This window comes from Phaeodactylibacter xiamenensis (genome assembly GCF_000759025.1).
GTDB lineage: Bacteria > Bacteroidota > Bacteroidia > Chitinophagales > Saprospiraceae > Phaeodactylibacter > Phaeodactylibacter xiamenensis.
This window is the reverse complement of record NZ_JPOS01000020.1, coordinates 251,923-276,162: the sequence shown is the minus strand read 5'-3', so window position 1 is coordinate 276,162 and position 24,240 is coordinate 251,923. Positions and strand designations below refer to the sequence as shown.

At 51.1% G+C, this 24,240-nt stretch carries 19 protein-coding genes; 4 read left to right on the top strand and 15 right to left on the bottom strand.

The window, feature by feature from the left end; all coding sequences use genetic code 11:
* Positions 1-27 precede the first annotated feature (27 nt).
* The gene (gene obgE, locus IX84_RS10235; protein WP_044219656.1) at positions 28-1,077 is read left to right on the top strand and encodes a GTPase ObgE; all 1,050 of its coding nucleotides are present in this window, start codon (positions 28-30) and stop codon (positions 1,075-1,077) included.
* Positions 1,078-1,106: 29 nt separating this feature from the next.
* Here the strand turns inward: obgE and IX84_RS10230 are convergent, their stop codons facing one another.
* The 4 genes from IX84_RS10230 to IX84_RS10215 form a co-directional block, all read right to left on the bottom strand.
* A complete protein-coding gene (locus IX84_RS10230) occupies positions 1,107-3,791 on the bottom strand; it encodes a T9SS type B sorting domain-containing protein (RefSeq protein ID WP_044219654.1) in 2,685 nt (894 codons plus the stop codon).
* Between the two features lie 82 nt (positions 3,792-3,873).
* Positions 3,874-5,556: a T9SS type A sorting domain-containing protein gene (locus tag IX84_RS10225; RefSeq protein ID WP_081968695.1), complete on the bottom strand. Its 1,683-nt coding sequence runs from the start codon at positions 5,554-5,556 to the stop codon at positions 3,874-3,876.
* 241 nt (positions 5,557-5,797) lie between these two features.
* On the bottom strand, positions 5,798-6,757 hold the full coding sequence (locus IX84_RS10220) for a CobW family GTP-binding protein (RefSeq protein ID WP_044219648.1): 960 nt from the start codon (positions 6,755-6,757) through the stop codon (positions 5,798-5,800).
* Between the two features lie 167 nt (positions 6,758-6,924).
* The gene (locus IX84_RS10215) at positions 6,925-8,556 is read right to left on the bottom strand and encodes a S41 family peptidase (RefSeq protein ID WP_052515917.1); all 1,632 of its coding nucleotides are present in this window, start codon (positions 8,554-8,556) and stop codon (positions 6,925-6,927) included.
* Positions 8,557-8,831: 275 nt separating this feature from the next.
* Between IX84_RS10215 and IX84_RS10210 the strand changes: the two genes are divergently transcribed.
* Positions 8,832-10,607: a BamA/TamA family outer membrane protein gene (locus IX84_RS10210; protein WP_044219643.1), complete on the top strand. Its 1,776-nt coding sequence runs from the start codon at positions 8,832-8,834 to the stop codon at positions 10,605-10,607.
* On the opposite strand, the gene IX84_RS10205 is transcribed toward IX84_RS10210, so the two are convergent.
* The 3 genes from IX84_RS10205 to IX84_RS10195 are packed head-to-tail and all read right to left on the bottom strand — an operon-like array spanning position 10,604 to position 13,990.
* Positions 10,604-11,272 carry a rhomboid family intramembrane serine protease gene (locus tag IX84_RS10205; RefSeq protein WP_052515916.1) on the bottom strand — a complete coding sequence of 223 codons (669 nt, stop codon included), beginning with the start codon at positions 11,270-11,272 and terminating at the stop codon, positions 10,604-10,606. The genes IX84_RS10210 and IX84_RS10205 overlap by 4 nt on opposite strands.
* A gap of 36 nt (positions 11,273-11,308) precedes the next feature.
* Entirely contained in the window at positions 11,309-11,713 is a 405-nt protein-coding gene (locus IX84_RS30905) for a hypothetical protein (protein ID WP_052456742.1), read from the bottom strand.
* Positions 11,714-11,731: 18 nt separating this feature from the next.
* Positions 11,732-13,990: a hypothetical protein gene (locus tag IX84_RS10195; protein WP_044219640.1), complete on the bottom strand. Its 2,259-nt coding sequence runs from the start codon at positions 13,988-13,990 to the stop codon at positions 11,732-11,734.
* Between the two features lie 108 nt (positions 13,991-14,098).
* Here IX84_RS10195 and IX84_RS10190 point away from each other — a divergent pair, with 108 nt between their 5' ends.
* Positions 14,099-15,187: a helix-turn-helix domain-containing protein gene (locus tag IX84_RS10190; protein ID WP_044219637.1), complete on the top strand. Its 1,089-nt coding sequence runs from the start codon at positions 14,099-14,101 to the stop codon at positions 15,185-15,187.
* 20 nt (positions 15,188-15,207) lie between these two features.
* On the opposite strand, the gene IX84_RS10185 is transcribed toward IX84_RS10190, so the two are convergent.
* The 4 genes from IX84_RS10185 to IX84_RS10170 form a co-directional block, all read right to left on the bottom strand.
* Positions 15,208-15,504: an SCP2 sterol-binding domain-containing protein gene (locus IX84_RS10185; RefSeq protein ID WP_044219635.1), complete on the bottom strand. Its 297-nt coding sequence runs from the start codon at positions 15,502-15,504 to the stop codon at positions 15,208-15,210.
* Positions 15,505-15,533: 29 nt separating this feature from the next.
* A complete protein-coding gene (locus IX84_RS10180) occupies positions 15,534-15,962 on the bottom strand; it encodes a nucleoside deaminase (protein ID WP_044219632.1) in 429 nt (142 codons plus the stop codon).
* Entirely contained in the window at positions 15,962-17,884 is a 1,923-nt protein-coding gene (locus IX84_RS10175) for a S9 family peptidase (protein ID WP_081968694.1), read from the bottom strand. The genes IX84_RS10180 and IX84_RS10175 overlap by 1 nt, the downstream gene beginning before the upstream one ends.
* Positions 17,885-17,970: 86 nt before the next feature.
* Complete coding sequence (locus tag IX84_RS10170; protein ID WP_044219629.1) at positions 17,971-18,396, bottom strand: DUF1801 domain-containing protein; 426 nt, start codon at positions 18,394-18,396, stop codon at positions 17,971-17,973.
* Between the two features lie 138 nt (positions 18,397-18,534).
* On the opposite strand from IX84_RS10170, the gene IX84_RS10165 reads away from it, so the two are divergent.
* Positions 18,535-19,149 (top strand): NifU family protein, encoded by a 615-nt coding sequence (locus IX84_RS10165; protein ID WP_044219625.1) that lies wholly within the window; start codon positions 18,535-18,537, stop codon positions 19,147-19,149.
* A gap of 92 nt (positions 19,150-19,241) precedes the next feature.
* Here IX84_RS10165 and IX84_RS10160 read toward each other — a convergent pair whose 3' ends face one another.
* The 4 genes from IX84_RS10160 to IX84_RS10145 all read right to left on the bottom strand — a co-directional run bounded on the left by IX84_RS10160 (position 19,242) and on the right by IX84_RS10145 (position 24,215).
* Positions 19,242-20,120: a porin family protein gene (locus IX84_RS10160; protein ID WP_044219622.1), complete on the bottom strand. Its 879-nt coding sequence runs from the start codon at positions 20,118-20,120 to the stop codon at positions 19,242-19,244.
* 246 nt (positions 20,121-20,366) lie between these two features.
* Positions 20,367-20,810, bottom strand: a complete 444-nt coding sequence (locus IX84_RS10155) for a GNAT family N-acetyltransferase (RefSeq protein ID WP_044219619.1) — start codon at positions 20,808-20,810, stop codon at positions 20,367-20,369.
* 2 nt (positions 20,811-20,812) lie between these two features.
* Positions 20,813-21,592, bottom strand: coding sequence for an exodeoxyribonuclease III (locus IX84_RS10150; RefSeq protein ID WP_044219617.1), 780 nt, complete (start codon positions 21,590-21,592; stop codon positions 20,813-20,815).
* 568 nt (positions 21,593-22,160) lie between these two features.
* Positions 22,161-24,215, bottom strand: a complete 2,055-nt coding sequence (locus tag IX84_RS10145) for an OmpA family protein (protein WP_044219614.1) — start codon at positions 24,213-24,215, stop codon at positions 22,161-22,163.
* Positions 24,216-24,240: the final 25 nt, after the last annotated feature.

The window sequence follows — 24,240 nt, the reverse complement described above, 5'->3', positions numbered from 1 at the left end:
TACATTTGCCCTAACCAAATTTTAAACATGTCCGGAAACTTCGTCGATTACGTAAAGATTTGCTGCCGATCTGGAAAAGGTGGCGCGGGCTCTGCACACCTGCACCGAAGCAAAGCCACCCCAAAAGGCGGCCCTGACGGTGGTGACGGTGGCCGGGGCGGGCACATCATCCTGCGGGGCAACAGCAACGTGTGGACCCTGCTGGCCCTGAAATACCGCAAGCATGTTATCGCCGGAAGCGGTGGCAACGGCGGCCGCAATCACATGTTCGGCGCAGATGGTGAAGACATCATTCTGGAAGTGCCCCTGGGTACTGTAGCCAGAGATGCAGAAACCGGCGAGGTGGAGTTTGAAATCACCAAACACGACGAAGAGCGCGTTTTGCTAAGCGGTGGCCGGGGCGGGCTGGGCAACAGCCACTTCAAATCCGCAACCAACCAAACGCCGCGCTATGCACAGCCCGGCGAACCAGGGCAGGAGTCCTGGAAAATCCTGGAGCTAAAGACGCTCGCGGATGTAGGCCTCGTCGGCTTCCCGAATGCGGGCAAGTCCACCCTCCTTTCCGTGATCACAGCAGCGAAACCGAAAATCGCTAACTACGCCTTCACCACCCTCGTACCTAACCTGGGCATCGTTTCCTACCGTGATGGCCGCTCCTTCGTCATGGCCGACATACCGGGCATTATTGAGAATGCCCATCAGGGTAAAGGGCTGGGCTTCCGCTTCCTGCGCCACATTGAGCGCAATGCGACGCTGCTCTTTATGATTCCCTGCGATACGGAGAATATCCGAAAGGAATACAATATCCTCCTCAATGAGCTCCAACAGTACAATGAGGAACTGATGCACAAGCCCCGCGTCCTGGCCATCACCAAAAGCGATATGCTCGACGAGGAACTGAAGGAAATGCTCAAATCAGAGCTGCCAAAGGACTTGCCTACGCTCTTTATTTCCTCCGTTGCCCAGCAGGGCCTGCAGGAACTGAAGGACTTGCTCTGGACTACCATCTCTGAGTATAAGGCTATTGATCAGGCACGTGAGGAAGATCATTTTCAGGGTTGGGGGGAGGAAGAATGATTAAAAATCCTTCTTTGCCCAATGATCTTCTACCGCAGCAGCAACACCTCCCCCTGCACTTGCTCCACCCTGCCATTTGGCAGCCTTACCTCTAGCATCCAGACGTAAACACCAGCCGGGGCGCTTTCGCCCCTGACCTGCCCGTCCCAAAAGAGGCGCCCGTCTTCCAAAGGCAGATTGCTGCGCTCAAAAAACAAGCCGCCCCAGCGGTCAAATACCCGGAACTGTGCCGCCTCAATGCCCGGACGTGCTGGCAGGGGCCCAAAGGTATCGTTACGGCCGTCTCCATTAGGAGAAAAAGCATTGGGCAGGTAGTAAGCGGAAGATGGCAGGACGGTGACTTGCACCTCATCCATCGCCGTGCAGCCCAGGCTATCTGTGGCTAACAGTTGGTACACTTGGGTAGCCATCAGCTCTACATCGGTGGACAAACAAGTTGGGCAGCTTAATCCCTCTTCGGGGAGCCATTGCACCATTGCTGCACTGCTGCTGCCCGACAGCGTGACCGGCTGCCCCGGCAACACTTCCTGATCTGCTCCTGCGCTTACCATCACAGGTGGCGCTACAGCAAGTTCAAGACAGGTAAGAGAGTCACAGCCAGCCACCGTATTGTAAGTCATACAAACGCTTGTATCCTGCTCCCACACTTGCCCTTCCCAGCTAAACGCATCCCCCGCACAAATATCAGCCTGCAAACTGCTCCGGACCGTATCTGAGAAGTACAGGTGCAATTCATACAGCGAATCACAGCCCGCAGCACTGCTGTACACCCCTTGCAGCAAGGTATCCGAAAGGACTGGCTCCCCTTCCCAAAAGAAAGGCTCCCCGGCGCAGCGGCGTAGGGTGTCAGTTACCGCTATCGGCGCCTCAGGCTGCTCAATGATAGCTGTGGAAGAGAAAGTACAGCCTGCCGCATCTGTGGCCGTAACGCTGTAAGTGCCCGCAGGCAGCCCGGTAACTGTTGCACCCAACCCGACAGGCTGCCAGTTGTACGCATACGGTGGCAAACCACCGGAAGGCATCGCTTCCAGCACACCGGTGCTGTCCCCAAAGCAGACAACATCCGTAGTTTCCAGCAATAAGCCCGAGAAATCCGAATAAGCGACTGCTATCGTATCCGAACCAGTGCAGCCTTCGCTGTTGCTGGCTTGCAGGGCATAATCCCCCGGCTGTGCCACCGTGAAGGATAAGCCGGTGCTGCCATCCTGCCACTGTTCCACCTGCAGGCCCGCCGGGGCTTCGAGCAGTAAGGTATCGCCCTGGCATAAGGCCGTGTCTGCACCCAGGCTGAACACCGGAGGGGGAAGCAGGCTGACCGTAGCCACAGCGGTATCACCGGGGCAACCAGGCGCACCAGACTGAATGTAAAAATAAGCGCCCGGCGCATCTGCTTCCGGGTCGAAACTGCCACTGCCCGGTTGCCATTGCCCACCGGGAGCCGGGCTGCCGCCGAGCTGAGCAAATAAGTCTACCGGGGCACTGCCCGGACAGAGGGCCACCGCTGCATCTTCTCCCGCTGAAGGCGGATATGGGAAAATGGGGAGGTATGCAAAGGCAGTATCGCTCACATTGCCTGCCGCATAAGCAACCACTCTGATTTCCCGGGTGCCCTCCGGTGGAAGGCCGGGGCCTCCGTAGGTGTACTGGGCTGCACCCAGCACGGCCTCCCAGGCAGGCAATGAAGGCTGGCCCTGTTGCGGTAGGAAGCGCAGCTGGGCGCTGCCACTGCCAAGCACTACAATGCTATCAGTGCCGGTACTGGCCAGTTGCTCACCCATACCGCCCGGGCCTGACAGCGTAACCCGGATAGAATCTATAAACCCAATCTCGGAGAGCAGCTCCAGGCTTGGCGGCAGGATGGGCTGTGGGGCACCCGTACAAGCCGTGTCGGCCTGATAGGCGCTGCCGGGGAATGCACCACCTATTGGGTTAACTTCCAGCGCGCAGGGCGGGGGGAGGGATTCTTCGAGGGCAAAAAGACTGATAATTCGAAAATCCACACTACAAACGAATTCAAGGGTTTGTGCTTCAAAGTTAACTTCTAGAATTTCGTCTGTTTGCTCTAATACCGCATCAGTCACAAAAGTACGGCTATTCTGGCAGTCCACGGACACCGTACCCAAACCATTGGAAAAAGGTTCAAAAGAAGGATGCGGAAAAAGCAATTGGCTATTGGACAAATCATTGGTATCTAACTGATAAAATCCATCTTTCCAAGTACTAGCCACCAGATGTCCGTTAATCACAGTTAATCCGGAAGCCGCAGCAATAGGGTCTACCTCTCCGAAACTGGGGTTCAGTATTTCTTGCTCCCCGGTAATTAGGTTATATTTCCCCAAAGCAACCCCAGGTGAATAAAACACAGCAAACAAGGTCTCTCCAATGACTTCTAAGCCAAAAACTACAGCACCAAACTCTCCTGGTATTACTCCAAAATCTGTAACATAGGATAATGTTCCGGTCTCCAAATCCACCTGATATATCGTATCTGCTATTGCAGTGTAAAGGTTCGTATCCCGGTCAAAGGTGCAATTGCCAATCGGGCGTTCCGGCTCTATGACATGTGCAGTATCACAGGTTGACAAATCAATAATTCCAATATAACTGTTCAGTGAATCATCGTCTGAGCCTGCTGAAAAATACAACTCTTGAGCCGAAACGGAAAGTGAAACTAGGGCAAAGCCAAGCAGCAATAGAAGTTTAGAATGCGCCATGGGATTAGGATTTGGGAATAGGAAGAAAGCTCAGCTCTCCATAAAGAGAAAGCTGAGCCATGTTTTGATTTTAGAAACAGAACTACTTACGGATGAGCTTACCGGAAGTCGTAGCAGAAGGGGTCTCCACCCGGTAGAAATAGACGCCGGGCTGCCAATTGCGGGCTATGATCTGATGCTCTACTAAAGGCTGAAGCTGCTGCTGATGGATCAACTGCCCCGCAGCGTTAAATACGCGGAGTTGACCTACTTCCACTGTCCCACTAATTGTAAATTGCGCTCCAAATGGATTAGGGAAAACCACAATTTTTGAGTGCTGTTGCGGGGATATTGACCAACTGCGCTTATTCCCGTCCGGGTAAATATTCGCACCGCTCAATAGCGAAAATACTTCAGCTATGGTTGAGAAAGGCTGCTTCACTTTCGCCCTTACGGTCAATTGGTCGTCTTTTCCAAGTTCCAGGAATTGCTGTTCTAATGGAAGCCAGATGCCATGAAAGCGCCCGGTTTGGGCATTCACGGCATATCCCTCTTCCTGTAACCTAAAACCTCCTTCCCCACGGACTTCCAGTACTTCAAGGTGCTCGGGAGAAAGTATAAACTCAAGCCCAATTAACCATAGCTCTTTATACGCTTCCTCCGATGACAATCGAAGCTCGATTATTCCGCCTTCTGACAAACTTCCTGTAACCTTTGCTTTCAGCCCTGCTAGTGGAACACTATTTGAAGAACTATTAGTAGTAATGCACTGATTACAAGATACCTCTACATCTCCTGTTTTTACACCAATAAAATTGAGGTTGGGTGCACCGGAAAGTGGCGCGTTTATTACTGTTGCCGTTTCTCTAATCAAACTTAAGTTGAAACCATTTAAAACACCCCCACTCAAAGCGGCAGCATTGACCATCCGCCAGGATTTGAACCCGCCAGGGTAAACATCATTCAAGATGGCATTTCTGATCCCTATTTGATCAAGCGTGGTCACTGCATTGCTGAGATTAAAGTCCGCAGCAACGAACTCCCAGGGGTTTGTAAATGGAAACGAGCCCAGAATATGCCCGGAAATCCGGACAATATCTGCGTCATCCAAGCCACAGTCTGGTTCGGAAAGATCATACTCAGGGCTTACCAGATAGTCTTCTCCATCAAGTACGGTACCGGAATAATCCCCTGCCACATCTGTTTGAACAATTAAAGGAGTAAGGCCCGGCGCACTTGTGCTTGAGATGGTTACCGTAGCATCGGCTAAGCTTTGGTCGATAGAGCCCATGCAGTTTTGAATAGCAGTAATCGTCCCGGAGAGGGTGCTTCCTCCACTGAAAGTACAGGAAACCGGAGTATTTTGGAAAGTTGGTTGACAAGGAGTACCAGTTGGAATACCCGATTCTAAATTGATCATTGCTGAAGGATCAATCGAAGCGGTGACCGTTGCTCCGAAATCCCCAAGAAACTCAAAGGTGAATAGAGTCAACCCTGTACCAGAGAATGATGGTAGCTGAAAATTTGTAGAAGTAGAAAAACTTGTTCTGTTTACCGTAATTAAATTAGTTGGCGACACAGTCAGGTTATACCCCCCTGCTGCGGCAAGCTCACTTCCAAGTGTGGCGTTAAGGTTGTTGCCATTGGAGGATACAATAACCGTCACATTGAGACGAACCAATGGATCAGTAGGCGGACTAAACATCCTCACCTCATAGCTATTACAATCGCTGCCTGTTTGTATCAAAGCGATAACCGGGTCGGTACAAGTCTGGGCGAATATCATAACACTAGAGAAGAGAAGAGAAGAGAAGAGAAGAGAAGAGAAAATTTCTTCATGGCGTTTGGTTTGTCATACCCCGAAGGTACTTTCCGGGATACAGATTTAAGTAAATAACGCTATAGCAGAGATGCGGAAAACGCTTGTATATTTCAATTGCAAATATAACTACTTTCCAGGCAGCAGCATACGCCAAATATCCATTTTGTCTGAAAACCGCCAAATTTCCTCCTCTGCAGGAGAATAGTCACCGCGCCACCCCCTGCCGCAACAACCGTTCAATCGCCTCCTTCTTCAGCCCCTTCCCAATCACCACTAAGGTGGAAGGGCTATCCGTTGAAAGCGGTGCAGCTGCCGGTGTGATTTGCAGCGCCTTGCCGGTGGACTGTAGCAGATAGCTTTGACCATCTTCTTTACTTTTTACCACACCCTTAATGCGGTAAATCTGCTTGGCGTAGAGCATCAGGCTTACGGTCAGTACGTGCCGGAGCTGATTGAGGTCAAAGGGCTGGTCGAAAGTATGAGTAGTCGAGGAAATATCAGACTGCTGAAGATGGCTCGTTGCTTTGGGTTTTGCAGCCGCCGCAACACTCTCCGGTAATTGGAAAGCCATGCGGGAACGCCGGGTTTCGAGCCAGGATACGGGAATACGGCCGTCTTCACTGGGCACTACCGGCGCAAAGGGATTGAGCTGGCGGAGCAAATCACGGGCTTCTGCAATTTGCTCCTCCGTGGCTTCCTGTATTTTATTCAGCACCAGAAGATCGGCGGCGGTAATTTGACGGCTGACTTCTTCGGCTTCCTCAAGGCGCTGGGCGACATTGGTCGCATCCACCACACCGATGACCTGAGCCAGCTCATAGCGCTGGCTGATATCCCGGCGTAGGAAAATGCCCGACAGGCTGCCACTGTCGGCTACACCAGTGGCTTCGATAAAGAGGTGGTCGGGCACCGGGTCTTCGTGGACAAGCTCAGTGAGTACATCAAACAACTCGTCGTCAAGCGAACAACAAATGCAGCCGTTGCTGATCTCATAGACATCGCTGGAATACTGCCGGACCAATCCGCCATCAATGGACACCTGCCCGAACTCATTCTCAATGACCACATTATTCTGTCCGTTTAATTGTTGCAACAGCGCATTGAGCAGGGTCGTCTTGCCCGCGCCCAAAAAGCCGGTGAGAATGGTGACCTGTATCTTTTTCATGCACTCAAGGTATTAATTCCGCATAGACTCCGGGAAGAGGAACGGCCTTTTCACAAAGACTATGGTATATATAACATGCTGAAAGCCCCTTTTGGACCTTCCCGAAACAGAAGCGGGCAAGCGCATGATGAATTGCACTTGCCCACTTTGTTTTTTAACCGACCGGTCTACTGACCACTCAAAATTGAGTTGTACCGCGCCGTGTCATTAAGTAGCGCAATGGCTTCCTCAATTTCCTTATCGTTGCGCAGCCCCATTTTGATTTTGCCCTTCTGATAGTAAAAGCGGCTGGCTACATCTTTCTCAATGAGGTCAATAATAACCTCCTGATTCTTTTGCAAAGCATCTTTTTTGCTGGCTTTGATGTCCTGCTGCAGGGCGGCGATTTCTTCGGTCAGGTCATAGCCGTCTTTCTGACTCGCTTTCTGAAGTTTTTTGAGCAGTTTTTCGCTCTCTGTATCGTATTGGAAAGCCTGCGCATCAAGGTAATCGACAAAAGCCTGGAAATCATCGAAGCGATAGTCTTCTACTGAATCAATGCTGTCCACCCCTGAAAAATAGGCTGTGACGAAATCAAAAATCAAGTGTTGATCAATCAGGCTTTTGACGATGGAGGCATCGGTGAATTTGTCTACCACCACATCCGGCTTCACCCCACCGCCATCAAGTACGGTACGCCCGTTACGGGTGGTGAATGGCGTACGGCGGTCATCAGGGATATCCACAGGCTCGCCATCTTCATACTCCACACTTTGGATGCAGCGGCCACTTGGGATGTAGTACTTAGCGGTGGTAAGCTTGAGCTTGGAGTTGTAGCCGATATCGCGGGTATTTTGCACCAGCCCCTTTCCATAACTCCGCTGCCCCATGAGCACGCCCCGGTCATAATCCTGAAGCACACCGCTCACAATTTCTGAAGCAGAGGCAGAACGGTCGTTGATCAGGACAACCACAGGAATTTCTTCATCGGTAGGATTACCCATTGTACTGAAGGAGCGGTCCCACTCCTTAACTTTACCTTTGGTGGTCACCACCACTTCTCCACGGGGGATGAACACGTTGGAGACATTGACCGCCTCAGTGAGCAAACCGCCGCCGTTGCCGCGCAAGTCAAAGACTACGCCCTTCATATTGGGGTTTTCCGCTTCGAGCGCTTTGAGCGCACTGCCCACATTTTTGCCGGCATTTCGGGTAAAAGTAGTCAAGGCCACATAACCAATGTCATCATTGAGCATGCCATAATAAGGCACGTTCTCCACTTCCACTTCCGTGCGTGTAATGCTCACTTTAAATTGCGCTGCCTCACCAGGACGTTGGATTTCCAATTCAACCTCCGTGCCAGGGAAACCGCGCAGGATGTTATTGACCTGCTCCGGCGTTTTGCCCACTGCATCTTTGCCATCGATGGAAATGATGCGGTCACCCGGCTTCAGGCCAGCCTGATCTGCAGCCTGATCTTCGTATAACTCAACGATCGTAACGAAGCTGTCAATTTGCTGGCTGATAGCGCCAATACCGTTGTATTTGCCTTCCGTCATGAACCGGTACCCTTCAATTTCCGACTCGGATATGTAGTTGGTGAAAGGGTCAAGCGACTCCATCATGGCGTCGATCCCGGTGCGCATGAGTTGCCCCGGGTCCACATCGTCCACGTAGTAGGTATTGATTTCTTTGTAGAGATTGGTGAAAATCTCCAGGTTTTTCAGAATCTCAAAGTACTTGTTGCGGGGCGACATCGTAGCCGACATACCGATAACGACGATCCCTACTATAGCACTAATTTTTAGAATACGTTTCATATGCATGATTTTGTCCATCCCTGAGGGGGGACCGGGTGTTGTGAACTTACCGGTGTGGCCGGGCCGAATGCCTTGGATCCTGTTTCAATACCATAGCCTTTGCCATCAAATGTGTACGGCGGAATCCACCAGGTAAGCAATATATGTTTTCAATAACGTTATTTGATGCCAATCGTATGCGGTAAAAACCTGCTTTTTTGTTAAAAAGCCAATAAAACCGAATGTAGAACGTGTTTTAGGCGATCAGCTATTAAAAAAGCGACGAACTTTAATAAATGTTTAAGAACCTCCTTTGGCCGTTAATTTTGTTGGTGCCCGTGTTGACGCACGCGCAGTACCGCCTGCAATGGCTGGCCACGGACACCACGCAGGCATTCGTGGAGGAGGTTTTCTCTGAAACGGTGTCCACCTGGCCAGACACCGTTGCCCTGAAAGCGGGCCTCGCCGAAAATATACGCACGCTGCACGCCATGGCATTCGCTGAAGCCTCGGTGGACCGGCTTACACGCAAAGACAGCATCTTTTTCGCTACGCTGCACGTAGGCCCGCACTACCGGTGGATTGCACTATCAAACGGCAATATCTCTTCGGCGATCCTCGATGGGGCCGGATTTCGGGAACGGCTTTACCGCAACAAGCCTTTTCGCTACGATCAACTGCGCAAGCTGCAGGAGAAGCTGCTCGACTATGCCGAAAATCATGGCTATCCCTTTGCCAAAGTATGGCTCGACAGCATTCTGATCAATAAAGGGCGGGTAGCGGCTCAGCTGATGATGGACCGGGGGCCGCTCATTCTTGTGAAAGAGCTGGACCTGCGCGGCAATGCAAAAATTAGTCAGGTTTACATGGAGAACTACCTGGGTATCGCTCCGGGCCGGCCCTACAACAATCAGCAGGTCCGGCAAATCCGCAACCGCGTACAGGAACTGCCTTTTCTTACCCTGGCAGAGGACCCCACGGTCACCTTCATCGAACGGGAAGCGACGATACAGTTGCCTTTGGAGAAAAAACGGGCGAGCCGGTTCGACTTTGTCCTCGGCGTACTCCCTCAGAACGAAGCCGGCCGGCAACTCAATGACCGCACCGTGCTCGTGACAGGTACCTTCAAAGGGGAACTGCAAAATCAGTTTGGACGGGGCGAGCGCATCTATGCTTCTTTCGAGCAGCTAAGGCCGGAGACGCAGGAACTGGAGCTGGAGTTCAACTATCCTTTTGTGCTGGGGCTGCCCTTTGGTGTAGACTTTAGCTTTGATTTGTACAAACGCGACACCTCCTACCTCGACCTGGAGTCGGACCTTGGCATACAGTACCTGTTTGAAGGGGGCAACTATCTGAAAGTATTCTGGAACAACCGCTCTTCCACCCTGCTCACCGTAGATGAAGCCCGGCTGCAACTGCAGGAGCGCCTGCCCCAAAACCTGGATGTCAGCAATGCCTACTTTGGGCTGGAATACGCGCTGCAGGAACTCGACTACCGCTTCAATCCCCGAAAGGGCTGGTCTGTACGGCTGAGAGGAGGTGCTGGGGTAAAGCGCATTGAACGCAACAACCGCATTCTGGAACTAGGCTACGGTGAGCTGTACGACACCCTTGAGCTGCGCAGTTTTCAGTACAAGTTTAGCGGACAGATAGAAGGCTACCTGCCTTTATTCAACCGCAGCACCCTGCTCGGGCGGCTGCGCGGCGGGGCGGTTTTCTCAGAAGCGCCAGTGTACTTCAATGAGCAATTCCGCATTGGGGGCAACCAAATCCTGCGTGGCTTTGACGAGGAATCCATTTTCGCAACCCGCTACGCGTTATCCACTGTGGAATACCGGCTGCTGATTGGGCAAAATTCTTACCTCTATGCTTTTGGGGACGTGGCTTATGTGGAAGATGTGACGCCCGTGAAGGACGTGACCGACTGGCCCTATGGCTTTGGAGCAGGTATTTCTTTCGAGACCAGTGCAGGCGTTTTTGGCGTAAGCCTGGCGTATGGCAAGCAACTAGGCAACCCCATTGACTTTAGCGCACCCAAGGTCCATTTTGGGTATGTGAGCCTGTTCAATTAAGCATACGTTTCCTCCGCCTCCTTCACCCGCTCCATGGGGTAAGCAAGCCGGAAGTACAAACCTGCTGCAAAACCAAAAACAAAACCGCCAATGTGCGCCCACCATGCGGTGCCACCCCCTTCAGCCCCTACCTGCAGTGATGCCCAGCCACTACTCCACTGCATCCAAATCCAGATTCCCAAAAACAGGAATGCCGGGACCCGAAAGATCAGAAAGAAGAACCAAAGCTTCACGCGGGAGGCCGGAAACATAACCATATAAGCGCCCATTACGGCAGAGATCGCCCCACTTGCGCCTACCGTTGGCACCACACTACCCGGATTGAAGTAGATGTGGGCAGCATGGGCAGCCATTCCTCCCAGGAGGTAGAACAACACGAATCGGACGTTGCCAATCGTGGCCTCGATATTGTCTGCAAACACCCAAAGGAAAAGCATATTGCCCAAAATATGACCGAACCCGCCGTGCATAAACATACTCGTCAGCAAGGTGAACAGGTTACGGCCCGACTCAATCTCCGCGGGCACTGCCGCATATTGATCAATCAGCATACCCGGGCTCGTGAGCTGAAAATAAAAGGCTATAACATTAAGGACGATAAACAAATAACTAAACAGCGGGAAATGCCCGCCTTTTACCTGATCATCGCCAATGGGAAAAAGCATAAATTATGGTTTGTTATGCGGCTGTTGGCAGTGGATTTATATCGCCTCCACAATGAAGGTCACCACGTATTCCTCCGGCTGTATGGATTGCCCTGCCACCGGATAGGGCGTAACTTCCGACAAGCGGTAAATGTACCCGCCCATACTTTTGCTGGCCAGCTCCGGCTTGCCCTCCCGCAGGGTCAGGTCAAGCGTTTGCCGGTCGCCGTTGCCAAGTGCCAGTTGCACAACCGCCTGCCCTTCCCACACACAATTGGTGTATTCCGGGCAGCGGGAGTCTTCCTTGACCGCAATTAATTGAATAGGGGTATCCTGGCATTCCACAGTGCCCCCAATTTGCAGCTTGATGGGTTCGCCCATTGGGCAGCCCGTCAGATCGTCGCTGCATTTGGCAGCTGCCAGCGCTATAGCCAGCAGTGGCAATAGGTATTTGATTTTCATGCTTCCTGTTTTCAAAAATTAACGATTGGCATAAGCCCTGAAGTACAGGCACTCGTCAATTATCTGCTGATAAAAATCTGTGCCGGCATAGTTCTGCACCAATAACTCAAAGTTCTCAAAGCTCTGCACGGCATCCGGCCGCCAGCGGTTGACGTAGTACTCGTTGCGCTCGCACTTGGCCGCCATAAAGGTAGCCTTGGCAGCTAACTCAAGGCTATCGGTAGCCAACCGTGCCCTTTCAAAGTAAAGCCGCGCTCTGGAACAGTCAAAATTTTCCTGATTACCGTACGGAAAAATCGGATGAGGGGTCACATTATCGCCATCCCGGAGGTAAGCGGTTTCCAGGCTCGCTCCGCTGCGGTAAAAATCCATGGCTTTCCAGGCCTGCCCAAAGTAGGACATATTATAAAGCGCCAAACCGATCTCATAGTTCAGTACACCTACATCGCCAGTGCCTGCTTTGGCCTCATATTCTTTGGTCAGCAGTTCTTCGATGAGCTCTCCTTTGTTGTATAACGGGACGTTGGACGGCAGCGGGCACCGTATGCAATCCCGGATGCGTTCCACAAAAGGGTTGTAGAGCCCGTAATTGTCCCAGTCTACCCGCTCCATGCGCTTGAGGGTCTCAATGGCTGCCTCAAATTTGTACTCTGACATCAGGTAGCTGGCTTTAATATTCAGGAGCATTTGCTGAATGGTACTGTCGCCATCGGCAATGATTTGTTCTTCCAGTTTGGAGGGGTTGGCTTTTCGGGTGACGGCCAACAGGTTTTCGATCAACTCAGGCTTGATATTGGGCTTCAGGTGCTGAGGCGGGTGCTGCATCAGGAAGGCCTTGCCGGGCTGCCCGTTCTCTTCGTATAATTCAGTGAGGCGGTCGCGGAAGAAGTCCTTGAAGTCTTCAAAGACCTCATAGGCTTCATTGGTCTCCTGCAAGCCTACAATTTTGTTCTCAATTTCGTGATTGATATCGTCGAGCGCGTTGATGTACAGGGCCAGCTCAAAGGCATCAAGCTGCTGCTGCAGAATGGGCGGCAGGTCCATGTCCCGGGCTTCGTCAAAGGACTTACGGGCATCGTAAAAACTGCCGGATAGCATGGAGAGGTAGCCTTGGGCAATCTTCCAAAGCCCGGGCCTGGTGATCACGCCTTCTTTGAGCACCTGCGTCACGAATTGCTCCAACCGGATGATCCGCTGACCCGCATCGGCAACCGGAACGCCGTAGTAGAATTTGTTCTGCCGCCGCTGATTATTGAAGGACAGCCCGAGCAGGTTGCGCTCCAGTTTCAGCATCTCCTGTATGAGAAACATCGGTAGATAGGGGCTGTCGGGATCGCGCTGATAGATTTCCTTCATTTCCACCTGCAGCTTGCTGTTCGGAAAGCTGGCGCGGATGGCAAAAAGGGTGGCCTCTTCTTCGGGCGTCTTGCATTTCGCCAGAATAGCCGCCCATTCCTCGTCGTTTTTTACCGAAAAGCTGCGGTAAGCAGATTCGCGTTTGCTGGGGCAGCGGTCGAACAAGCGGGAATAAATGTATGCCGCCTCCACGCGCTGTCCCAGAGCCAGCAGTGCGCCCGCCCGGTGGCCTTCTATCCAGTCCTCGATAATACTGGGATCATTATCGATTTTGGGCATCAGGTCATCGTAGAGGGACAGGACTTTTTCGTATTGCTTGCTGTAGTGGGCCAGGCGGATAACCTGATAGGCGTACCGGAGGCGGATGTAATGGGACTTGGTTTGCAGGAGCTGATCCACCCCGTAAGTGATCCAGTCGTCCATTTCCTGATAACGCAGCTGTGGGTTGTCCCATGGGCTGCGGCGGGTAGCGTAGTACTCGCAATTTTTGGCGAAAGCCAGGTAGGTGACTGTCTCCTCGCACTGATGGCTTTTGAGGTATTTGGCGAAAGCGTTGTTGGTCAGCTTGTAGGGCAATGGTGCCCGCTTGCTTTTCACGGCCGTGACCAGGCTTTCGAAATCCGAGCGGGAAGATTGGTAGATCACATCGCCAATATCCTGCACGGTATGCAAGTCACAAAAGCGCTCCTGCCATTCTTCAAGATTCCCTTTGACTTGCGGGTCGCCCTGCTGACGGGCGTAGTCCTCCAGTTCCTTGAGGCTGACAAACAGGCGGGCCCCTGGCACTGCGGGGCTGATGAGGTTGGTGTTGATGAAACTATACCCCTGAAAAGGCGGCCGGTTGTCGCTGCACCCTTTCCCATTGAGTAAATCCAATGGGCTCAAAACCACCAGGAAGATAACAAACGTAAGCTTACGCATACTGAATATTTCGTGAAGGACCTGACCGGGCTGGCACTGTACATGCCACTACCCATTAACAAGAAATGAAAAAAATGCTTACATTAATCCAATATCCTTCGTAAAACTATGCTTACCGATCCATTTTATAATTATTCCATTACACTACTGGTTATCCTGATTACCGGAGGGACAGCGCTGCTGCTCTCCCGGCAGCGCATTCAGGCCTACCGGGCCAGCCGGTTGCTGACCCTATTATTGCTTAGTGTCCTGTTGCAGGCGGTTCTGCCCCTGGTCAAAGCCCCTATTGCCCAGTCACTTATGGATGGGCTGCTCCTGGCTATTGCCCCGCTTTTCCTGTTGCACCTGCGCAGCCTGCTTGGGGACTGGCTCAGCAAAGGTCGGGATGGCTATCACTTCACGGCTTTCGCGGTTTGGAGTGTCGTGAGCCTTTTCCCTGCCCAGGGGGCTGTCCATCAAACCTCCTGGTATGCGCTGTTTCCGGAGCTCTTTATGCTCACCTACCTGGGGGGTAGCTACCTGTATCTGCAAGGCCGGGTCGAAAGCCTGGTTCAAATTCGAAGCCGTATCCCGATGGGCAAAATCCGCTGGGCAAAAATATCACTGATTCTTCTGGGGCTTTTCGCCTTATGCAGCGCGGCAGCAGATGGACTGGCCATTCAGGCGGCTGCGGAAAGCCAACCCCTGTTCTTTGCTTTGGCACAAGGCATGACCGTGCTCGTTGCCATAGGGCTTGCCGGGATTGGGCTGACTCTTGAGCGGCCGGTGGTCCCGGTAGACCTGCAGGAGGAAGCGTTCCTCTTGCTTATTGCAGACCGCAGCGATCCGGAACCTGAAGACATTCGCGAGAATGCAACACTTTTCAAGACCCTTGACGCCACCATGCAGTCCGAGAAATACTTTTTTGATGACGATCTGCGACTGAATCAGCTGGCAGACCTCATGCACCAACCGCCCCGGGCCATTTCCCGGGCCATCCACCACGTAGGTGGGCAAACGTTTTTCGATTACGTCAATGGCTACCGGGCACTAAGCGCACAGGTGCTCATTGATGATCCGGAAAAGCAGCTTACCCTCGATGAGGTACACAAAGCCAGCAATATTGAATCCCGCATGGTCTTCAATAAAACCTTTAAACGGCTGACCGGGTCGGCGCCCACCGCTTACTACAAGCTCAATAATGGCACAACAGACTAAGAGATGCTAACATAGCATCTCTAAGAAATCAGCGAAGGCAGTTTCATAGCCAGCCCCATATCGCCTTTTATTTTGACCTTACCGGTCATTACGGCAGACATAGCGTTGATGTCCCCCTTTCGGATCCCGTCCAGCGTCTCAATACTGGTGGTAATCACGCAATCGGCTTCTTTGTCGTCATTCGTTACCTGGGCTTGCTCGCCGGTCAGGTCGATGTGGACGATGCCCTGGTCAAAGACAAACTTAATGGATTTACCCAGGCTGGGCGCTTTGGCAGCTGTTTTGCCGAACTGTTCTGTAATGGCTTCTAGTGTCATAACCTGATTTTGGAGGCAATATAGTGAATTCATTTGTGGAAAAGCCCCACACAGTCTTCTTGCAGCACACCACCTTCCACCTTAATATCGTACCAGGCCTTTTCTGCGATCTCCCGGCAGTAGATTTTCACCTGATGGCCGTGGGCAGCAGCATCATCGATGGTGGCGCCGAAGTAGATCTTAGAGACTCCCGCCCAAACCGCCGCCATGGCACACATGGGGCAGGGCTCGCAGGTAGAGAACAGGATGCTGCCGGTGGTTGAGATGCCCAGCTTCCGTGCCTGCCGGATAGCGTTGACTTCTGCATGAGCGGTTGGGTCGGCATCGGCTTTGACGCTATTAGCGACGATGACTTTTCCACCGGTTTCAGGCTGTAGGAGTACGGCGCCGTATGGGGTACCTGCTGACTCAGCTTTCTGAATAGCAGCCTGCATATAATAAGCCTTTAGGTCTTTCATTACTTCATGTGTTTCGCCAGGAAGCCCAGCATGGCTTTGTAAAACTCAAAGCGGTTTTCTTCATTGGAGAAGCCATGCCCTTCGTTGTACTTCACCATATATGGTACATCAATGCCGCGCTCCCGCAGGGATTGGACGATCTGGTCCGATTCGTCAATATTTACGCGGGGATCATTAGCCCCCTGCACCACGAAGAGCGGGGTTTTGATCTGATCGATATGAAAGACCGGGGAGCCGGCATGCAGGCGGTCTTTGTCTTCTTCGGGATGGCCCACCATTTCGTACAGCATATCCAGGTAAGGCTTCCAGTAGGGCGGGATGGTCTCCATAAAGGTGAAGAGGTTCGAAACCCCTACGTAGTCTACCGCACAGGCGTAGAGGTCCGGTGTAAAAGCAATACCAGCCAAGGTAGCGTAGCCCCCATAGCTCGCTCCGTAAATGGCCACGCGTTTGGGGTCCGCCACACCAGAATCGATCAGCCACTTCACCCCATCGGTAATGTCATTTTGCATATCGTGCCCCCACTGCTTGAAGCCCTTCATCCAGAAAGATTTGCCATAGCCGGTACTCCCACGGTAGTTGGGTTGGAAAACCGCATATCCCCGGCTGGCCAGCAGCTGAACCTCCGGGTTGTACCCCCAGCTGTCGCGCACCCAAGGCCCGCCATGTGGATTAATGACTACCGGCATTTTCTCCCCTTCCTTATTTTTAGGCACCGTCAGGTACCCCTGTACTTCTTCTCCGTCTTTGGCTTTGTAGGACACCGGCTTCATGGGCGCCATATCTTCTTCGTTCAGCCACGGGCTGATCTCCGTTATCTTCCGGATGCTGTCCTGCCGCAAATCGTAAAAGTAGTAAGCGCCCAGTGACCGGTCGCTGAAGGTACGGACCATGTATTTGTCTTCCGCCCGGTTGCTGCTTACCGCCACCACTTCATATCCCGGCAGCAGGCTTTCCAGACGCTTTTGCATTTGCCTGCGCTGCTCGTCAAAAAACTCAATCTGCCGCTTCCAGGTGGTGTACACGGCCCCGAGCAACACTTTACGCTTGCGGGAATACAGCAGGCTTCCAGCGTCTACTTCAGGGTGTGCGAAGACCGGTGAGCCCACTTCTTCTCCCTTTTCAAAGTCAAAGCGGATGATCTCGCTGCGGTCCCGGCCAATGTCGCTTACACAATAGACCACGTGGCCATCATCAAAGTCAAAGAACAACGGGCTGAGGCTTTCTTTGAAATTGGTTTTTACAACCGTACGGAAAGGCTGGTCTTCAGCAGCCCGGTACATGATGTGCTGGTTGACACCATTGAGGGTTTTGATGGCGATGCGCAGCCGGCCGGCGTGGTCAGTCATCCAACCGGTAATGGGCTCCTCCGGGTTGTCGTTAGGCGCCAGGCGCTGATAGGCTCCGGTTTGGACATTGAGCCGGTAGGGCTCAAACAGCATGGGGTTTTCCTTATTCATACCGATAATCAGCTCATCTTCCTGGTCTTCCAGATCGTCGATGAACTCGATTTTCACATTCTGAAAAGGCGTCAGGTCCCGGGGATTGCCCCCGTCCCGGTCTACGGCAAAGAGCTGAAAGTTCTCATCCCCGCCGCTATCCTTGACATAAACGATGCGGTTATTATTGGCCCAGAAAAAGCCGCCAATATCGCGTTCAGTTTCTTGAGTGATCCGTACCGGTTCGCCCCCCTCTGCCGGGCAGACGAAGACATTTTGCCGTCGTTCGTAAGGGCCGGCATAGGCCAGATAGTCTCCGTTGGGGGACAACTGAAACCCTGTTTGCTCAGGGTTGCGGAAGAAGTCTTCGACCGAATATTTATAATCGCCTTCCTCTCTTCCAATCAGGCGTAGCAGATCCTCAGCCGAGCTGGGCAATGAAGGGTTGCCCGGCAGTTCGTGTTCTTGTTCGAGGTTTGACATAGGTATACAGGGGTAGATTCCTCACAAAGGTAAGAAAAGGTAGCAGAGCGCTGGAAGACGGCAATAAAATCTACTGAACCGGAAGGCTATTCCCGGTCCGGGTACCGCGCCTTCATGTAGGCCACCGATTCCGATATTAATGCTCTGAGAACCAGGGGGTCTATATCCGAAAGGCGTTTGACGTACAGGCAGGATTTGCCGGTTTTATATTTACCCAGCTTTTCCATTAAACTTTCGTACCGGCTAAAACCCGACATGATATAGATGGAAAACTGCCGTTTGCGAGGCGAAAAACCGGTGAGGAAAGAAAAGCCCTCGTGCCCGCTGTCGTAGCGGTAGTGGTAACGGCCAAAGCCAATGAGGCTGTTGCCCCACATCACTGCTGCTTCACCGGTAGCTTCCTGCATTAATTTAAGCAGCTCGTAACTGTCCGCTCTTTTCTGTTCGTCTTCCAACTGATCCAGGTACTCCTGTACGCTCTGATCCGTTGGCAGGTTTTTTTGTTGTGCCATTCAGGTGGTTTTACCCAAAAAATACAGAAAAGGTTAAGAATATGCCCTCCGAATGCGTATAAATTTATTTTTTGTCAAAACCAGCCTTGCCATTATGTGTTATTGTTCGTAGAATAGGTCTAAATAAAGAAAATTACAATGAGCAATCCCGTTACCAAAAGCCCTGTAATGCTATATACCGAGCAGACCCCAAACCCGGAGTCGCTCAAATTCGTGACCAACCGGATGATTTACAAAGGCACTGCCGACTTCCGGGAGGAAGAACTCGCCAAGGAATGGTCTCCACTGGCTACAGAATTGTTTGAGATGCCTTTCGTCAAGGGGGTTTACATCTGCAACAACTTCGTGACCATTACCAAGGAATTCAATTACGACTGGGCAGACATCATGCTTAAAGTCAAAGAGTACCTCAAAGGCTATATTGGGGATGAAAAGCCCATTATCAAGGACGGCTTTGAAGACGCAATGGCTAAGATCGAGGAAGAGCGTGGCGCCAGCTATGACTACACCGAAAACGAGGCTGAGATCGTGAAGAAGATCAAAGATTTGATCGATACGCACGTAAAACCTGCCGTAGAAATGGATGGCGGTAATATCGAATTCAAATCCTGGGATCAGGGCAAGGTTACCTTGGTGATGCAGGGTGCCTGCAGTGGCTGCCCGTCTTCTACCGTAACTCTCAAGCAGGGTATTGAAGGTATGCTGCAGCGTATGATCCCTGAAGTAAAGGAAGTGGTGGCAGAAATGGGCTAAGCCCTTGCTCAGGTACAGCTTCTACTGTAAAAGCGCCCCTATGGATAGGTTTCCACAGAGGCGCTTTTGCTTTTGCCGGAACGTTAATGCAATTACAAACTAAATCCTACGGATACCTGTATGTTCAGGTTCCGGTCGTTATCGTCCCGGGTGACAAACTCATTTGTATCATTGAGCATCTGCCATGAAATATCCCGACTGGCATTCGTAATATCGCTAATACCATAGTTTAGGCGCAGTCCCAGAAAAAGCCCGCGGTTGATGTAATAGGATACACCACCAACCAACCCCAGGTCTAAGGTTTTGTAAAGGTTTTCATCCGACTCGGCTTCCTGGTAATAAGCCCCGAGCGTCTGAGGTATTTCTACCGGCTGATTATCAATATCCCGCCTAAAAACAGCAGTATTTTCTCCTTGCCGGAAAGGCTCATCAAAGTAATTATAGTCAAGGACCAGCAAAAAAGGCACAATAGGGTCGCCCTGCGATGAAGCACCCGCGAAACGGGTTTCTCCTGAAGCCCGGGATGCTACCAGAAAACCAAGGCTCATGCCAGCACTAATTTCAAATTTATTGAAGCGTGCCACGCCCATCACAGGGATATCAATGTAGGAATTGGTGACTTCCAGGGAGATTTCACGGTTGCCAGTGGATACAAATGACTCGCTACCATTAGTTGGCGTGAATATCCAATACGAATTTCCATTATAATTGTACACTCCTCCTTTTTGGGAGTAGAGCAATTCTGCCCGCAAACCAAAAATGTCTGTAAATTGAAGCGTCCCCATAGCCCCCACATGAAAACCATTGGAATACTCAAAAACCTCCAGTTCGGTCCCATCCGCGTTCCTATCCAGCGGACCATTGAAAGTTGTAAAATTGAGCCCTGCCCGAAAGCCACCTGAAAATTCCTGCGCTTTCAACAAAATGGTACTCAACAGCGCTAACACAAAAACTAAGCTAAAGCGAAGCATATCTTTCCAATTTGATGGGCACCGTTTGCAGCGATTAAGGCAAACTACCTGTATCCGCCAATCCCGGCTCGCCCTAATTAACGAATCAGCTCTCCTAAACTAAGAAATGCTATGTTAGCATCTCTAAACAGCCTGACGGGAATAGCGCCAAGCCAGGCCATTTCTCTTTAGGGTTTTGCGGTTTTCAATACAGTTTACAGATTTTCAATTGTTTATGAAACCCCACAAAACCTCAAACGGCCTAACTTATTTTATTCCCGTTTCTAAGACCTTTTCCAGCCATATTCGGTTGGTTAGCGGGTCTGCTCTTTTTTCAACAGCTGTAATATAAAAGCCATTGTTCAGGGCAAATATAAGCATCGGCTTTAGGTAGTTGCGGGTTTTAAAGCGGATATGCCTGTATCCATACGCTTTTGCCCAGTTTTCCTGCTCCCGTGCCAGTGCCTGAGCAACACCTTGCCTCCGGTACATGGGATGCACACCGCCCATCCACGAGTAAAAAGCTCCTTCGCGCTCATAGCCGGCCTTAAAGCCAGCGACATCGCCGCCCGACTTTGCCAACAGCAGCAAATGAGGCACACCAGATAACCGCTTTTCATATTCAGCAGCCGGATAAGGTTTTTTAAATTCCGGGATTTGCCTAGAACACGCTACAGCTTCTTCAACAGTGCAGCTTCTGATTTGCAACATTACTATAAATTGTACGTCGCGATAACAGGGCAGTGGTCTGAGTGCACGGCATCTGTCATTTGATAGCAGGCCTCAAGCCTGGAAGCGAAGGCATTGCTTACGGAATGATAGTCCAGCCGCCAGCCTTTGTTATTGGCGCGGGCGTTAGCACGGTATGTCCACCAGCTGTATTCTTCTTTACCGGGGTTCAAATGGCGGAATGCATCTACAAACCCACTCTCCAACCATTTATCCATCCAGGCCCGCTCTTCAGGCAGGAAGCCGGAAGTCTTTTTATTACGTACCGGGTCGTGGATATCTGATTCATTGTGCGCAATATTGTAATCGCCTACAATGACCAGGTTGGGCCTCTCTTTGCGCAACTCCTGCACCCACTTAAAAAAGTCATCGAGGAACTCCATTTTGAAAGCCTGCCGGACATCCCCGGTAGTGCCTGAAGGGAAGTAGCAGTTCAGTAAGGTCAGCTCCCCAAAGTCAGTCCGCAGAATCCGGCCTTCCGCATCGTACTTCTCGATTCCACATCCTTCTGATACCAAATCAGCCGGGCGCCTGCTCAAGGTCGCTACTCCGCTATACCCTTTTTTTTCGGCCGAATGCCAGTAGGCATGACTAAAACCTATTTCCCGAAGTTGGGCTTCTTCCTTTTTTACCTGATCAGGTTGGGCCTTGGTCTCCTGAAGACAGAGCACCTCAACCGGATGTTCAGCAAACCAGTCGGCCATACCTTTACGCATCGCAGCTCTGATGCCATTTACATTATAGGAAGCAATTGTTACAGACATATTGGATCATTTAGCGCAAATATAAAAACTGGCACTGTTTTTGGTCTTTTTTAGCCTAATTCGATCAGGCTTTCTCTATTCACAACAATACACCTGCCCTTTTTTAATTTTTTTCTCGTTTTACGCAAAAAAAACGGCACGTAAAAACACAAAAAACCGCCCCATAAACAACGATAAATCACTGATAAACAACTAAATAAAAAAATACAAACTCTTCTTAAACACACAGTAACCACACAGAATGTACTTACAATGCCTGTAGTTATGTAGCACCTTTGTATTGTCAGCAGGGAAAAACAGATACAGAGGACGATTGAAAAAGAAGCTGACGAACCCTGTCACAAGCGACAGGAAAAAGGTTGAATCCCACGAATGCAATTATAATCTCATGAAGATTTTGAGACATCAAAGGATGTTTCAATTTGGTATGTAGATAGCCTCTCAAAGCTCTTTTGGAAACCGGTCCCTCACAGGATCGGTTTTTCTTTTTCTCCTACATTCTACGTGTCTTTTCTGCTTTGGTTGCACGCTATCTTAACAAATTTGATTTTTTCTTCATGTTTTCTGGCTACTTTCCGATAATCGCCACCTCTGTTCGCCGATTCCGGGCATGCATACTTTCCGTACAAGGCACGCTTCCACCAGTCCCGTCACAATCGCAGTCCACCACCGGATTAAGCTCGCCGTAACCAAGTGCCAGAATTCTGTCTCTTTTGATACCTAGCTGCACCAAAAAATCACGAGCCGCTTCTGCCCGCCTGAGCGAAAGTTTCCGGTTGTACTCTTCTCCACCAACACAGTCCGTATACGCCCTTAGCTCGACCCTCATCCCAGGGTTTTCCCTCATCAGTTTAGCCAGATGCCGCAGGTCTGCTGCAGCTTCCTCCAGGATTTCTGCCGAGGCAAACTCAAATTGCAGATTATCCAGTAAAAACCGGCTGCCCACCTCAACCGCGCTTCGGTCGCCAAGACTTGGTGCCGGGGTATCTTTATAAGAGCCTGATTGAGGGAAGCCGCCACTCCGGGGGACAACCGGCAATGGCTTAAGCGCGAGGGAGGCGCCAAGCGAGCGGTTACCACGGCGGTTAACGGTTTGCAAATAAGTGGTGTCGTTCTCAAAACCTACAAGGCTACCCACTATTATAAAACGAAAACCATCAGGCAGGCAATACTTAAAAACGCCTCTCTCATCCGAACTGATTGTTACCCGCCGCTGCTCCTCCTGATTGAAAATCAGAATAGTCGCTCCTGCAATCGGAGCTCTTGTCTCTACATTTTTCACCTCCCCTTCCAGCGTGATACAGTCATCTCTTTTCAAGGGTATGCCTACCGGCCTGTTAAACCGGTTGTCCGATGGCATGTAGTATTCTTCTGCTGCGAAAAACCCCCGCTTCTCCACCTTAATCCTGTACTCTTTGGACACATCAAGCATGATGTAGGCTTTACCTTCGCTGTTAGTCACTTCATCCGGTTCCTCCAGGTCTTCACTCCGCTGATCAATCTGAGCCTGCCCGTCTCTGCCCATACCTATACTTGCGCGAGGCAAACGCAAGTACTGAATGTTCCCAGTGCTGCCGATTACCCGCTCATAAATTTTTATTTCTGCCCCGGATACAGGGCGGCGCCCTTCTTCTGTAAACACGTCAATCGTAGTTGTTTTGAAGTCGGGAAAGACCACTCCCTGAATGCCTTCGGGAGCATCGAAGCTATAAATATCATCTCTACCCACTCCGCCTTCACGATTAGAAGAAAAATACCCGCTTTTGCCTTCTTCATCCAGAATCAGGCCAAAATCATCCGCATCTGTATTAAAAGGCTCTCCCAGGTTGACGACTTCCGCCCAGGAACCATCGCCTTTGCCTTCAACCATATAAAGGTCATAGCCTCCATAGCCCTTCTTGTAGCCATCTGAGGTAAAAAAAAGTGTCCCGGACTGATGTAAAAAAGGGAAAAACTCGTGCCCGGGCGTGTTAATCCGTCCTCCCAGGTTCATTGGAGGCGACCATCCCCCGTCCATTTTAAGAGACACATAGAGGTCATACCCCCCCTTGCCTCCCGGCCGGTTGGAGGAAAAGATCATAAAAGTGCCGTCATGCGACAGTGTGGGGTGCATGCAGTTATAGGTATCGCTGTTGAATGGAAGGGGCCTGATCTGCTCCCAGTCCAGAAACCCGAAAGTTGCTTCGTATATCTTCATCCGGATTTTGCCATCAGCCGCTACGGGCTCAACCCCATTTGTAGTGTTGTTGCGTGTAAAGTAAACCTTGTTGGCCTTCAAATCAAACGTAGACTGCCCTTCGTGTTGCGCGGAATTGAGGTTGATGGAAAAAGGCTTTGGAGAACGAAGGCTACCGTTTGGGCCGATAGGCGCAAAATAGAAATCAAAGAAGGATTCGCCGGTAGCGGGGTCTTTAGGACCAGCGTGGCGTGCAGAACAAAATACCAGCGTATCTCCATAAAAGGAAGGTGAGAAGTCCGACGCTGTGGAATTGATAGCAGTCTCGTTGTAAATACTAACCCTTTGGTTAGGTTGTGCAACCGAGCGCAGATTTACAGTTGCGGGGTCCTGAGCCTGCATACCAAATGCAAAGCCAAGCAGCAATAGAGGCAGATAGAATCTCATATAGGGCGTCTTGTTGTGAAGGAAC

Bases quoted from the DNA above. Each gene is read 5' to 3' on its own strand.
- obgE (WP_044219656.1), top strand. From the start codon at position 28: ATGTCCGGAAACTTCGTCGATTACGTAAAGATTTGCTGCCGATCTGGA.
- IX84_RS10230 (WP_044219654.1), bottom strand. From the start codon at position 3,791: ATGGCGCATTCTAAACTTCTATTGCTGCTTGGCTTTGCCCTAGTTTCA.
- IX84_RS10225 (WP_081968695.1), bottom strand. From the start codon at position 5,556: ATGATATTCGCCCAGACTTGTACCGACCCGGTTATCGCTTTGATACAA.
- IX84_RS10220 (WP_044219648.1), bottom strand. From the start codon at position 6,757: ATGAAAAAGATACAGGTCACCATTCTCACCGGCTTTTTGGGCGCGGGC.
- IX84_RS10215 (WP_052515917.1), bottom strand. From the start codon at position 8,556: ATGAAACGTATTCTAAAAATTAGTGCTATAGTAGGGATCGTCGTTATC.
- IX84_RS10210 (WP_044219643.1), top strand. From the start codon at position 8,832: ATGTTTAAGAACCTCCTTTGGCCGTTAATTTTGTTGGTGCCCGTGTTG.
- IX84_RS10205 (WP_052515916.1), bottom strand. From the start codon at position 11,272: ATGCTTTTTCCCATTGGCGATGATCAGGTAAAAGGCGGGCATTTCCCG.
- IX84_RS30905 (WP_052456742.1), bottom strand. From the start codon at position 11,713: ATGAAAATCAAATACCTATTGCCACTGCTGGCTATAGCGCTGGCAGCT.
- IX84_RS10195 (WP_044219640.1), bottom strand. From the start codon at position 13,990: ATGCGTAAGCTTACGTTTGTTATCTTCCTGGTGGTTTTGAGCCCATTG.
- IX84_RS10190 (WP_044219637.1), top strand. From the start codon at position 14,099: ATGCTTACCGATCCATTTTATAATTATTCCATTACACTACTGGTTATC.
- IX84_RS10185 (WP_044219635.1), bottom strand. From the start codon at position 15,504: ATGACACTAGAAGCCATTACAGAACAGTTCGGCAAAACAGCTGCCAAA.
- IX84_RS10180 (WP_044219632.1), bottom strand. From the start codon at position 15,962: ATGAAAGACCTAAAGGCTTATTATATGCAGGCTGCTATTCAGAAAGCT.
- IX84_RS10175 (WP_081968694.1), bottom strand. From the start codon at position 17,884: ATGTCAAACCTCGAACAAGAACACGAACTGCCGGGCAACCCTTCATTG.
- IX84_RS10170 (WP_044219629.1), bottom strand. From the start codon at position 18,396: ATGGCACAACAAAAAAACCTGCCAACGGATCAGAGCGTACAGGAGTAC.
- IX84_RS10165 (WP_044219625.1), top strand. From the start codon at position 18,535: ATGAGCAATCCCGTTACCAAAAGCCCTGTAATGCTATATACCGAGCAG.
- IX84_RS10160 (WP_044219622.1), bottom strand. From the start codon at position 20,120: ATGCTTCGCTTTAGCTTAGTTTTTGTGTTAGCGCTGTTGAGTACCATT.
- IX84_RS10155 (WP_044219619.1), bottom strand. From the start codon at position 20,810: ATGTTGCAAATCAGAAGCTGCACTGTTGAAGAAGCTGTAGCGTGTTCT.
- IX84_RS10150 (WP_044219617.1), bottom strand. From the start codon at position 21,592: ATGTCTGTAACAATTGCTTCCTATAATGTAAATGGCATCAGAGCTGCG.
- IX84_RS10145 (WP_044219614.1), bottom strand. From the start codon at position 24,215: ATGAGATTCTATCTGCCTCTATTGCTGCTTGGCTTTGCATTTGGTATG.